Raw genomic sequence first — 13,793 nt, forward strand, 5'->3', positions numbered from 1 at the left:
TTATGAAAAACATTTTATTTGCATCTTCAGAATGCGTTCCATTTATTAAAACTGGCGGATTGGCAGATGTTGTCGGCTCATTGCCTAAATATTTTGATAGAAAAAAATATGATGTAAAGGTGGTGCTGCCAAAATACACTTGTATGCTGCAAAAATGGAAAGATATGCTGGAATATGTTGATCATTTCTACATGGATATAGCTGGAACTGACCAATATGTCGGAATTTTAAAATGTATCCATGACAATATTACATTTTATTTTATCGACAACGAACATTATTTCGGCGGTTACGCTCCATATGATGGCGATCCGAAATGGAACATCGAGAAGTATGCATTTTTTTCTAAAGCCGTTTTAAGCATACTACCTGTGATTGGGTTCCGCCCTGACTTGATTCACTGCCATGACTGGCAGACCGGCCTCATACCGGTATACCTGGATAATTTCCGTTATCTCGGCGAGTATTACAGGGGAATCAAAACAATCATGACGATACATAACCTGAAGTTTCAGGGTGTATGGGATACCACGACCGTGCGCAGTATCACGGGGCTGCCGGAGTACTATTTTGTTCCTGACAAGATGGAAGCATACAAAGATGCGAACCTTCTGAAGGGCGGAATCGTATATGCTGACAAAGTGACAACTGTAAGCCAAACTTATGCAGAAGAGATTAAAACACCATTTTACGGAGAGGCCCTTGACGGCCTGATGAGGGCGAGAGAAAATGCACTGTGCGGAATTGTAAACGGACTTGATTATGAGGAATACTGTCCGTTTCTGGATTCCCGGATTGCCAAGAAGTTTACGGTTGATACATTCCGTAAGAATAAAGTGGCAAACAAGCTGGCCCTTCAGGAAGAACTGGGACTGGATAAGGATTCCAGAACCATGATGATTGGTATGGTGTCCAGACTTACCGATCAAAAAGGATTTGACCTTGTAGATTACATTATGGATGAATTGTGTCAGGATGCGGTGCAGATTGTCGTACTCGGCACTGGAGATGCCAAATATGAGAACATGTTCCGTCATTTTGCATGGAAATACTCGGGAAAAGTGTCAGCGAATATCTTTTATTCCGAAGACTTATCCCATAGGATTTATGCATCCTGCGATGCGTTTCTGATGCCATCATTGTTTGAGCCATGCGGATTAAGCCAGCTGATGAGCCTCAGATACGGAACGATTCCTATCGTTAGGGAGACAGGAGGACTGAAGGACACAGTAGAACCGTACAATGAATTTGAAAAAACCGGAACGGGATTCAGCTTTACTAATTACAATGCACATGAGATGCTGAATACCATCCGTTACGCAGAACGGATCTATTACGATAAGAAACGTGACTGGAATAAAATTGTAGAGCGCGCCATGAACAAAGATTTTTCATGGAAGAACTCTGCAAGGCAATACGAAGAATTATACAAAAGCCTGATCAGTGAATAAAGCGCATGGGCTGCCCTTTTTATGAAGGGCGGCCGCAGGCATTCGTATAAGGGAGAACAAGTAAAATATGAAAATAAAAGACAGACTGAATGAGAACCGGATACATATATCGTTCGAGGTGTTTCCGCCCAAGACAGACGCGGGATATGAAAAGGTACAGGAAGCAACCGACAGGATAGCCGCCCTGAACCCTGACTTTATAAGTGTTACATACGGAGCAGGCGGGGGAACCAGTAAAAACACCGCAAAGATTGCGGAGCATATCAAAGAGGATCTGGGAATCGAAAGCCTGGCACATCTGACCTGCGCGTCCTCAACGAAAGACGAGGTGAGGAGTGTAATCGGCAGCCTGAAGGAACTTGGAATCGAGAATATTCTGGCACTTCGGGGAGACATTCCGGCTGATATGCAATTTCCGTCGGAGGATCGTTTTCACTATGCCTATGAGCTGGTAGAAGAGATCCGGAAGCATGGAGACTTCTGCATCGGCGCTGCCTGTTATCCGGAAGGACATGTAGAGAACGAACATAAAGCAGATGATATAAAATATCTGAAACAGAAGGTAGACAGCGGTGTGGATTTTTTGACCACACAGATGTTTTTTGAAAATGATATCCATTACAACTTTCTGTACCGAATTCGGGAAGCCGGCATAACCGTACCTGTTCTGCCGGGAATCATGCCCATTACAAGCGCAAAACAGATGAAACGCAGCTGTGAACTGTCAGGAACCGTGTTTCCGCGGAGATTCCAGGCTATACTGGACAGATTTGGAGACTGTCCGGACGCAATGGAGCAGGCCGGGATTGCATATGCGACAGATCAGATTATTGACCTGCTTGCCAACGGCGTTAGGAATATCCACATTTATTCCATGAATAAACCAGAGGTGGCAGAGGCAATCATGAGTAATTTATCGGAAATTATTAAATGCTAGGAGTAATAACAGATGGATCATATGACAAAAGAAGCCATCCGTTATCTGGGATATGGAAAACATGCGGTAGATGATAAGACGCTTGCAATGGTTGAAGATTCATTCAGGGATCTGGAAGACATAGCAGGCAGAAGATCCATCTACCGCATCTTTGATTTGCAGCAGACGGCGGATGACAGATTTACGATAGGCAGAGTAGAAATTCAGAGCAGAAATCTTGGACGGAATCTGAAAGGGTGCTGTAAGATTATCTTGTTTGGCGCAACGCTGGGGACAGCGGTAGACCGGATGCTTGCCCGCCTTTCCTTAACGGATATGGCGAAGGCTGTAGTGATGCAGGCCTGCGCGGCTGCTCTGCTGGAAGAATACTGTGACGCGTGCCAGGCGGATATTGCTACGGAGGTCTCAGTGCAGGGGCTATATCTGCGGCCAAGGTTCAGTCCCGGATACGGTGATTTTGACATTCGCTGCCAGGCGCCTTTGATGCAGCTGCTGGATTGTGCAAAGACGATTGGCCTGACAATGACTGAGAGCTGTATGATGACTCCGTCAAAGTCTGTGACAGCGGTGATTGGAGCCGGTACTACAGAAGAAAAATGCCACATCAAAGGCTGTGAGGCCTGCGAAAAAGAAGATTGTATATACAGAAGGGATAAAATATGATTTTAGACAGATTGGGAAAAGAACTGCTGTTTTTTGACGGTGGAATGGGCACATTACTGCAGGCGGGCGGCTTAAAGCCCGGTGAGCTTCCAGAGACATGGAATATCTCACATCCGGAACAGATTATGGAGATACACCGGAATTATATCGAAGCAGGGAGTGATATTATACTGACGAATACATTTGGGGCTAATGCACTGAAGTTCCATGATGACAGCTGTTCACTGCAGGAGATCGTATCTGCCGCGGTAAGAAACGTGAAAAAAGCGTCTGCGCAGGCTGCCGTGCATGGGCGAAGCGTTTATACAGCACTGGATATCGGCCCTACAGGAAAGCTATTAAAGCCCATGGGGGATCTGGAGTTTGAGGAAGCGTACGAGGCATTCGGGGAGGTTGTAAGGTACGGAAGCGAGGCCGGAGCGGATCTGATTCATATTGAGACAATGAGTGATACATATGAGTTGAAGGCTGCTGTGCTTGCCGCGAAGGAGAATACAGACCTGCCGGTGTTTGTGACCACCATTTTTGACGAGCGGGGCAAACTCCTCACAGGGGCAGACGTACCAGCGGTGGTGGCACTACTGGAAGGCCTGAGGGTGGATGCCTTAGGAATTAACTGCGGGCTTGGGCCAAAACAGATGCTTCCGATCCTGGATCAGATTCTGGAGTACACGTCTCTTCCTGTGATTGTGAAGCCGAATGCAGGACTCCCGAAACAAGTGAAGGGAGAGACGGTCTATGATGTACTTCCCCGTGATTTTGCGTCTGTCATGCAGATGATTATAGGCCGTGGCGCGTCTGTAGTGGGCGGATGCTGCGGCACGACGCCGGAACACATCAGGGCGATGGTAAAGCTGTGCAGGGGAATGAAACCCGCTCCGGTTACGCAGAAGGAAATCACGATCGTATCCTCTTATGGCAGATCAGTCTGCCTGGGTACGGGATCGAAGATTATCGGAGAGCGGATCAACCCGACGGGGAAAAAGAAATTCCGGCAGGCACTAAAAGAACATGACATAGACTATATTCTTAGGGAAGGCATCACGCAGCAGGATAAAGGCGCGCATATACTGGATGTCAATGTGGGGCTGCCGGACATTGATGAGGTATCCATGATGCGGGATGTTCTGTCGGGACTGCAGAGCGTGACCAGCCTGCCGCTGCAGATCGATACCGTGGATACAAAGGCCATGGAAGCCGGTCTACGGATCTACAATGGTAAAGCCATGGTGAATTCTGTCAGCGGCAAGCAGGAATCCATGGACGCTGTATTTCCATTGATACAAAAGTATGGGGGCGTAGTCATCGGCCTCACGCTGGATGAGAGCGGCATTCCGGATACTGCGGACAAAAGAGTGGAGATAGCCCGCCGCATTATCGCGGAAGCTGCAAAATACGGAATTCATAAAAAAGACATTGTCATCGACGTTCTGGCTATGACAATCAGTTCGGATCCGGAAGGGGCCAGGGTAACGTTGGAAGCATTGAAAAAAGTGCGTTACGGACTTGGAGTCAACACGGTGCTGGGAGTATCCAATATCTCTTTTGGCCTGCCGAACCGCCCGGTTATCAATGCCAATTTCTATACAATGGCCATGCACAATGGTTTGAGTGCGGGGATAATCAATCCTTCCTCCGAGGAAATGATGAGGTCCTTTTATGCATATCATGCGCTTATGAATCTGGACAGTAACTGTGAAGATTACATTGCGAAATATGCCGGACAGGACACTGGCACCCCGGCGGCTCCTTCCGTTTCCGGGGAGATGTCCCTGGATCAGGCGATCGAAAAGGGGTTGAAAGAAGAGGCGCATCATATTACAGGCCTGCTTGTAAAGGAGCAGAAACCGCTGGATATCATCAATACGTATCTAATTCCTGCGCTGGACAATGTGGGGAAGGGCTTTGAGAAGGGAACCGTATTTCTGCCCCAGCTTCTGATGAGCGCTGAGGCGGCAAAAGCGGCTTTTACAATTCTGAAGGAATCGCTTGCGGCGGCTGGACAGGATCAGGAGAAGAAGGAGAAGGTGGTGCTTGCGACCGTGAAAGGGGACATCCACGATATCGGGAAGAATATAGTGAAGGTACTGCTTGAAAACTACAGTTTTGATGTGATTGACCTGGGAAAAGACGTGGCGCCGGAACGGATTGTGGAGACAGTGGTGAAGGAGGATGTGCGTCTGGCAGGGCTTAGCGCACTTATGACGACTACCGTTGTGAGCATGGAGGAGACAATCAAGCAATTGAAGCAGAAAGCTCCCAGATGCAGGGTAATGGTAGGAGGGGCTGTCCTGAATCAGGAGTATGCGGATATGATCGGAGCGGATTTCTATGGGAAGGATGCGATGCAGTCTGTTTATTATGCGCAGAAGCTGCTTAAGAATCAGTAAGGAATGTACCTTTTTTTATACAAGAAACCATATTGACTAAATTTTAACAAAAGGGTATAGTGGTAATGCAAATGAAAGAGAATGGCAGAAAGCTGCCTTTTTGGAGAAAATTCAGGAGGAAGAGAACCTATGATGAGAGGACTGCAGACACCGGTCCGTGCAATACGGAGAAGAGTGTTTACGGAAGTTGCGAAACTGGGATTTAAGGCTAACGCGGACACGCTGTTGGCAGATATGGAAGCGATACCCTATGAGATTGTAAATGATGATACGGAGAAATACCGCGAGAGTACCTACCGTTCACGCGCGATCGTGAGAGAGCGTTTGAGGCTGGCCATGGGTCTGTCGCTGCGGCCGGAGAATAAGCCGGTGCACCTGACTTCCGGAGTGGAAGCCAGCAACATTTCGGAAAAGTATTATGAGCCTCCGCTGATGCAGGTGATACCATCGGCCTGCGAGAGCTGCGAAGAAAATAAATATGAAGTGAGCAATATCTGTAAAGGATGCCTTGCCCATCCGTGCCAGGAGGTATGTCCGAAGGGAGCTATTTCCTTCGTGGACGGCAAGTCCTTTATTGACCAGGAAAAATGTATCAAGTGTGGAAAATGCAAATCGGTCTGTCCGTATGATGCTATCGCAAAGAAGGAAAGACCTTGTAAAAATGCCTGCGGCGTTAATGCGATTGTTTCCGACAAATATGGAAGAGCCTACATTGACACAGATAAATGTGTGTCCTGCGGTATGTGCATGGTAAGCTGTCCTTTTGGAGCTATTTCCGACAAGTCCCAGATCTTCCAGCTGACAAACGCGCTGCAGGAGGGAGGAGAGATTGTGGCTGAGATTGCCCCTGCATTCGTCGGACAGTTTGGGGACAATATTACACCGAGAAACATTAAGGCTGCCCTGCAGGAGCTGGGATTCTCCGAAGTCTACGAAGTGGCGCTGGGAGCAGACATTGGAGCAATAGCTGAGGCGCATCATTATGTGGATAAAGTGGTATCAGGGGAACTTCCATTCCTGTTGACATCCTGTTGTCCGTCCTGGGCGGTAATGGCAAAGAAATTCTTCCCTGATCTGATCGACCAGATCTCGCAGGAGCTGACCCCTATGGTGGCGACGGCCAGAACCATTAAGCAGGAGCATCCGAACGCGCGAGTGGTTTTCATCGGGCCGTGTGCGGCTAAGAAGCTGGAAGCGTCGAGAAGAACCGTGCGCAGTGATGTGGACTTTGTTGTGACTTACGAAGAGGTGCAGGCAATGTTTGACGCGAAAAACATCGACCTGAAGAAGTATGAGGCAGAGTCTTCTTTCCACGACGCTACGGGAGCGGGCCGCGGCTATGCCTGTGCCGGCGGCGTGGCAGAGGCCATTGAGAACTGCATCAACGAGTATTATCCGGATGTGGAAGTGAACATTGAGCATGCCGAGGGGCTTGCAGAATGCAAAAAGATACTGACATTGGCAAAAGCCGGACGTATGAACGGATGTCTGATCGAGGGAATGGGCTGTCCTGGAGGCTGTATAGCAGGCGCCGGAACGAATATACCGGTCGCAAAAGCGAAGAAAGCTCTTGCCAACTATGTTAAGAATTCTTCCAACAACATTCCGCCGAAAGAACTGGCGGAAATTGAGCTAAAATAATATTTGAAAAACCGTACCAGCTATGGTATGATAGGTTAGAAATACAGAGTGGATCCGCATCCACTCTGTTTCTGTTGACCATATACTCATCGTTTCGGATATCCGGAGCGTATAAAGGCAGAATAATAATGACTGCCGCAGATAAAGAAACCGGGAGGACTAGGGTTATGCAACCATATGGAGTGAACCAATTAAGAAAGATGTTTTTGGAGTTTTTTGAGAGCAAAGGGCACCTTGCAATGAAGAGCTTTTCATTAGTGCCGCACAACGATAAGAGCCTGCTGCTCATTAACTCGGGGATGGCACCTATGAAGCCATATTTTACCGGGCAGGAGAACCCGCCGAGAAAAAGGGTGACAACATGTCAGAAGTGTATCCGGACAGGTGATATAGAGAATGTCGGCAAGACAGCGCGCCATGGCACTTTTTTTGAAATGTTGGGTAATTTTTCTTTTGGTGATTACTTTAAAGATGATGCAATTAAATGGTCATGGGAGTTCCTGACGGAAGTGGTAGGTCTGGATTCCGACAGACTGTACCCATCTGTATATCTGGACGATGATGAAGCATTTGAGATCTGGAATAAAAAGATGGGGATTCCGGCGGAACGGATTTTTAAGTTCGGCAAGGAGGATAATTTCTGGGAGCACGGTTCAGGTCCATGCGGCCCGTGTTCGGAGATTTACTATGACAGAGGGGAAGAGTACGGCTGTGGAAGCCCTGACTGTACAGTAGGGTGTGAGTGCGACCGCTATATGGAGATATGGAACAACGTATTTACCCAATTTGAAAATGACGGCAAAGGAAATTATACAGAGCTCGAACAGAAGAATATTGATACAGGCATGGGCCTGGAGAGACTTGCTTCGGTTGTACAAAATGTGGATTCCATATTCGACGTGGATACGATCAAAGAACTGCGCAGCCATGTATGCAGGCTGGCAGACGCAGTATACGGAAAAGAAGAAAGCACTGATATTTCCATCCGTGTTATAACAGATCACGTACGTTCTGTGACATTTATGATATCCGACGGTATTATGCCTTCCAATGAAGGCAGAGGGTATGTACTGCGCCGTCTGCTCAGAAGAGCCTGCCGACATGGAAGACTGCTGAATATCGAAGGCAATTTCCTTCCGGCATTGGCGGAGACCGTAATTGAAGGCTCTAAGGACGGTTATCCGGAGCTGGAAGAGAAAAAAGACTTTATCCTGAAAGTGATAGCAAAGGAAGAGGAGCAGTTTAACAAGACGATTGATCAGGGGCTTGTTATTTTATCCGATATGATCGACGGGATGGAGAAGCGAGCAGAAAAGACTCTTTCCGGAGAGGAAGCGTTTAAACTGTATGACACATATGGTTTTCCGATCGATCTGACCAAAGAGATTCTGGAAGAAAAGGGTATGAATGTGGATGAAGAGGGATTCCAAGCTGCGATGGAAGTCCAGAGAAAGACAGCCCGCGCCGCCCGTGGCGTAACGAACTATATGGGAGCGGATGTGACCGTTTACGAATCCATTGATCCGGGTATTACATGCACATTTGTAGGATATGATAATTTAATATTTGAATCAGAGATTACGGTGCTGACCACGGAGACAGAAGTAGCAGAGGCCCTGTCGGACGGCCAGAAGGGAACTGTATTTGTAAAAGAGACACCTTTCTATGCCACCAGTGGCGGCCAGGAGGCCGATACGGGCATTATCCGCACTCCGGAAGGGGAATTTAAGGTAGAAGACACAATCAAGCTCCTGGGCGGTAAAATCGGCCATGTGGGACAGGTTGTCAAAGGCATGGTCAAGACAGGGGATAAGGCAGAGCTGGCTGTAGATGCGAGAAAGCGTTCTTTATCCGCAAGAAACCACAGTGCGACCCATCTGCTCCAGAAGGCGCTCAGGACAGTGCTGGGCACTCATGTAGAACAGGCAGGTTCTAGTGTGAATGAAGACAGGCTCCGTTTTGACTTCACACATTTTTCCGCGATGAGCCAGGATGAACTCAAACAGGTAGAGGAAATTGTAAATGAGCATATTGCCGAGGCCCTGCCTGTGGATATTCAGAATATGCCGATCGAAGAGGCCAGAAAGACCGGTGCGCAGGCATTGTTCGGTGAAAAGTATGGGGACATCGTAAGGGTGGTCAACATAGGCGGATTTTCAATTGAGTTCTGCGGCGGTACCCACGTAAAGAACACGAGTGAGATTATGGCGTTTAAGATTATTTCCGAGACAGGCGTGGCCGCAGGCGTGCGCCGAATTGAGGCACTGACATCGCAGGGACTTTTAGACTATTATGATGCCCTGGAGAGGAAGATGAATGAGGCCGCAAGGCTGTTAAAGGCATCGCCGGATAACCTGCCGGAAAAGATCACGCATGTGATGTCCGAGAACAAAGCGCTTCACTCAGAGGTAGAAAGCTTGAAGAGCAGACTTGCACAGGATGCCATGGGCGATGTGATGGATCAGGTGCAGGAAGTGAAAGGCGTAAAGCTTCTGGCTGCAGAGGTGGACGGCGTTGATATGAATGGACTCCGCGACCTTGGAGACCAGATGAAGGAAAAACTGGGAGAGGGCGTAGTCGTACTTGCATCTGGAAATGAGGGGAAAGTCAGTCTTATGGTAACCGCAACAGAAGGTGCAATGAAACAGGGAGCACATGCCGGGAACCTTATCAAAGCGATTGCCGGCCTCGTAGGAGGCGGCGGGGGAGGCCGTCCGAACATGGCGCAGGCAGGCGGAAAGAATCCGGCGGGCATCAAAGATGCGCTTACAAAGGTTGTTGAAGCACTGGAAGGACAACTTTCTTAGTTTTTTTGCCGGAAACAGTTGACGTTTAGTGAAAATATGATATAATCTTTTGTAGTGCAATAAATATACCCGAACAGTCGTATGATGCACAATACAAGGCTGGAGGGGAGGTTAGGTGTGAGACTATGTCAAATGTAATCGTTAAAGAAAACGAGACGTTAGATAGCGCTTTACGCAGATTCAAAAGAAACTGTGCAAAGGCTGGCATTCAGCAGGAGATTCGTAAAAGAGAACATTACGAAAAGCCAAGCGTAAGACGTAAGAAAAAATCTGAAGCTGCTAGAAAACGTAAATATAATTAATATGTGCAGATAAATAGAGTGTTGAAAAACACTCTATTTTTGTGTTTTGAGGCCAGCGGAGGAGGCGGATGGAAAGGAAGGCAGGGGTAGGAGTCTGCTTTGTATTTTCTTTATTTATTTAAGATTTGTTTAAGACTTTCCAAAGTTCGTAGTAATGTCTGTGAAGCTATGATATGATTACCAATGTAAACTAATGGGACATTAACATAAGATGGAGATGAGAATATGTGGGATAAGGTGATATTTGGAAGAGATTTATATCATGTAGTACTGTGGTTCCTTACGTACAGTATTCTTGGGTGGATAGTGGAATCTATTTACATGTCCATTTGTAATAAAAAATGGACAAACCGGGGATTTTCAAAAGGACCGTTATGCCCGATCTATGGGGTGGGGGCTCTGACAGTATATTTTGTGCTGAGCCCTTACAGTCACAACAGAGTGTTGCTTTTCTTTCTGGGAGCCATACTGGCCACAACAATTGAATGGGTGACAGCCAGGATTATGGAACGAATATTCGGTGAGGTCTGGTGGGATTATACGGACAAGCCGTTTAATTATAAAGGGATTCTCTGCCTGGAAAGCACGCTGGCTTGGGGACTGTATACTTTGATCTTGTTTGGGGTTCTGCACGGGTTTGTTGAGCGGATTGTAAATGCGATACCTTTCCATATAGGAAGAATTGCAGGTACATTGCTGATTTTGCTTTATATTATTGATTTTGCGTCTTCTTTTTATAAAGAGAAGCGGGAGAACCTGCCGGTCTCGTTCAGCAAGATTAAGAACAGATTTCGGAACTTGATCGGACGTTAGATGGCTCTTGAAGCTCTTACTGTCCCCCTTGCGGATGCGCGCAGTACTGACATCAGGGTAGTTACTATACACGGCCCAGGGCCCGCGCATAATAACGGCATCTGGGCCATTTAAAGTCGCCTGGGGCAAGGGACCAGATGCCCGGCTCGATCACTTTAATGGCTCGGATGCCGTGCAGCGGGGTGCACGGCCCCGTGAATGGTAGCTCAGGATATACAGTTCGAATTTTTACTTGACGTTAGGAAAAAACTGGTATATACTAAATGAGTGAAATGACAAAGGCGTCATAGACATAGGTCTATGGCGTTTTTTTGCACTTTTACAGGAGATATTAGCCAAGTCATCAGGACAAAATGAATTATTTTGGCTATATCTTCTATAAGAAATGGGAAAACAATAGAAATGAATAATACAAATAGATTTCCTGCGAAAATGTCGTTTTCACATAAAACAGGGGATGAGACTGTCCGGATAGCTGTCATCGTTTAAACTAAAGCTAATATTGCGGTAACACGGATGATGTTTGAAATGTTATGAAAGCATTTTGCTGTATACTTTGTTGGGTTTAATACTATACAGTGCTAAAGCTGTAAAAATTATGAAATTTATGATTGACAAAGTTGCAGACAGCTTTTAAAATAAACGAGTAGACAAAGTTGTCATGTTGCGGGGCAGGTTGTCACCCCGCCATTTTTATATTATTTCAGGAGGTAGAAAAGGATGTCATACGTTGATGAGGTAATTGAATTAGTTGTGAAAAAGAACCCTGCAGAACCGGAGTTCCACCAGGCAGTAAAGGAAGTGCTGGAGTCTCTGAGAGCCGTTGTGGAGGCAAATGAGGAGAAATTCCGCAGAGATGCTCTTCTGGAGAGGCTTGTAGAGCCTGAGAGACAGCTGAAGTTCCGTGTGCCGTGGGTGGATGACAGCGGTCAGGTTCAGGTTAACACAGGGTACCGGGTTCAATTCAATAGTGCGATTGGACCATATAAAGGCGGTCTTCGTCTGCATCCTTCAGTAAACCTTGGCATTATCAAATTCCTGGGATTTGAACAGATCTTCAAAAATTCCCTGACAGGTCTTCCGATCGGCGGAGGAAAAGGCGGTTCGGACTTCGATCCAAAAGGAAAATCAGACAGAGAAGTTATGGCTTTTTGCCAGAGTTTTATGACAGAATTGTGTAAATATATCGGAGCAGATACAGATGTTCCTGCAGGAGATATCGGCACCGGTGCAAGAGAGATTGGATATATGTATGGACAGTACAAACGTATCCGCGGATTATCCGAAGGTGTACTTACAGGAAAAGGATTAAGCTACGGCGGATCTCTGGCCCGCACAGAGGCTACCGGATACGGTCTTCTTTATCTGACAGAGGAGATGCTTAAGCTAAACGGAATTGACATTGCTGGTAAGACAGTAGCAGTATCAGGTTCAGGAAATGTTGCTATTTACGCAACACAGAAAGCACATCAGCTGGGGGCTAAAGTAGTGACAGTCAGTGACTCCAACGGATGGGTATACGATCCGGATGGGATTGACGTAGACACGCTGAAGGAAATCAAGGAAGTTAGGCGTGCAAGACTGACAGAATACAAGAATTACCGTCCAAATTCCGAGTACCACGAAGGAAGAGGCGTTTGGTCAGTAAAAGTTGATATCGCACTGCCATGTGCAACCCAGAATGAACTTCTGCTGGATGACGCAAAGGCACTTGTTGCAAACGGATGTATTGCAGTAGCAGAGGGCGCTAACATGCCGACAACTCTGGAAGCAACAGAATATCTGCAGAAAAACGGTGTATTATTTGCACCTGGAAAGGCGGCAAATGCTGGCGGTGTTGCGACTTCAGCCCTGGAGATGTCCCAGAACAGTGAGCGTCTTAGCTGGACATTCGAGGAAGTAGATACGCAGCTTCAGAGAATTATGGTGGACATCTGTCATAATATGGCGGATGCTGCTGAAAGATATGATGTAAAAGGAAACTATGTCGTAGGCGCAAACATTGCGGGATTTGAAAAAGTAGTAGACGCAATGACGGCGCAGGGCATCATATAAATCGGGATTTAGTCGGCAAGCTTCAGCCTTGTCGACGGACGGGGACGCTTCATGACAGGGAGGCCGGGGAGGTGCTGGGGCTGTATATGCCGTTGCGATATGCACCCATGCTGCTAAGTGTTTCTAGAACAGCCGATGCCGGATAGGCGGGTACTCTGAACACATCACGGGAAATCTGATGATTTCCCGCGCTGGGTTCAGTAAAAACTTGATTTGGAGATCAAGTTTTTCCCCGCCTATCCGGCATCGGCTGTTCAAGAATCACTAAGCGCACTCCAGCATTTCGCAACGGCATATACAGCCCCAGCACCTCCCCGGCCTCCCTGTCATAAAGCTGGCTCATCCAATCGGCAGGAAAGCTCGCCAACCGGGTAGGATCCCGGACCGGGGCAGCGGATGGGACAGAATTGGCGGGACTTTAATATAGATTGTAAGTTTTAAACGCTTTTTTACCTTACTGATTACTTTACGCCAACCTAATTATTAATAACTTACTGGGGCTATCAAATCCACACCAATTCAATACCATCCGCTGCCCCCGTTTGAGGCCCCATCTTAGTAACGGGTCCTAACCTACCGGCCGGATGAACCAGCTTACCGTGAGCCGGGAGATGCTGCGGCAAGTGCCTGCCCTGTTGGAAATGCATGTTAGCGAGCCTGGCAGCAGTTAGAGGAAATCCGCAGAACCAGCCGGAAAAAAGCTGCTCCCGAAGCAGCTTTTTAGAACACCTGAA

General features: G+C 47.3%; 9 protein-coding genes. All 9 read left to right on the forward strand.

Features of this window, described 5'->3' with window-relative positions:
* Positions 1–2 precede the first annotated feature (2 nt).
* On the forward strand, positions 3–1,451 hold the full coding sequence (gene glgA / locus MWG26_RS10700) for a glycogen synthase GlgA (RefSeq protein WP_117440639.1): 1,449 nt from the start codon (positions 3–5) through the stop codon (positions 1,449–1,451).
* A gap of 67 nt (positions 1,452–1,518) precedes the next feature.
* Positions 1,519–2,388 carry a methylenetetrahydrofolate reductase [NAD(P)H] gene (metF, locus tag MWG26_RS10705; protein ID WP_025657570.1) on the forward strand — a complete coding sequence of 290 codons (870 nt, stop codon included), beginning with the start codon at positions 1,519–1,521 and terminating at the stop codon, positions 2,386–2,388.
* A gap of 12 nt (positions 2,389–2,400) precedes the next feature.
* Positions 2,401–3,051 carry a vitamin B12 dependent-methionine synthase activation domain-containing protein gene (locus MWG26_RS10710; RefSeq protein WP_025657569.1) on the forward strand — a complete coding sequence of 217 codons (651 nt, stop codon included), beginning with the start codon at positions 2,401–2,403 and terminating at the stop codon, positions 3,049–3,051.
* Positions 3,048–5,441, forward strand: a complete 2,394-nt coding sequence (locus MWG26_RS10715) for a homocysteine S-methyltransferase family protein (protein WP_025657568.1) — start codon at positions 3,048–3,050, stop codon at positions 5,439–5,441. Before MWG26_RS10710 ends, MWG26_RS10715 begins: the two co-directional genes overlap by 4 nt.
* 129 nt (positions 5,442–5,570) lie before the next feature.
* The gene (locus MWG26_RS10720) at positions 5,571–7,082 is read left to right on the forward strand and encodes a 4Fe-4S dicluster domain-containing protein (RefSeq protein WP_117440638.1); all 1,512 of its coding nucleotides are present in this window, start codon (positions 5,571–5,573) and stop codon (positions 7,080–7,082) included.
* Positions 7,083–7,249: 167 nt separating this feature from the next.
* Positions 7,250–9,889 carry an alanine--tRNA ligase gene (gene alaS / locus MWG26_RS10725; protein ID WP_117440637.1) on the forward strand — a complete coding sequence of 880 codons (2,640 nt, stop codon included), beginning with the start codon at positions 7,250–7,252 and terminating at the stop codon, positions 9,887–9,889.
* A gap of 125 nt (positions 9,890–10,014) precedes the next feature.
* The gene (gene rpsU / locus MWG26_RS10730) at positions 10,015–10,191 is read left to right on the forward strand and encodes a 30S ribosomal protein S21 (protein WP_004054229.1); all 177 of its coding nucleotides are present in this window, start codon (positions 10,015–10,017) and stop codon (positions 10,189–10,191) included.
* Between the two features lie 225 nt (positions 10,192–10,416).
* On the forward strand, positions 10,417–11,004 hold the full coding sequence (locus MWG26_RS10735) for a putative ABC transporter permease (protein WP_025657567.1): 588 nt from the start codon (positions 10,417–10,419) through the stop codon (positions 11,002–11,004).
* Positions 11,005–11,724: 720 nt separating this feature from the next.
* A complete protein-coding gene (gene gdhA, locus MWG26_RS10740; RefSeq protein ID WP_025657566.1) occupies positions 11,725–13,059 on the forward strand; it encodes an NADP-specific glutamate dehydrogenase in 1,335 nt (444 codons plus the stop codon).
* Positions 13,060–13,793: the final 734 nt, after the last annotated feature.

This window comes from Faecalicatena contorta (assembly GCF_022835095.1).
GTDB lineage: Bacteria > Bacillota > Clostridia > Lachnospirales > Lachnospiraceae > Faecalicatena > Faecalicatena contorta.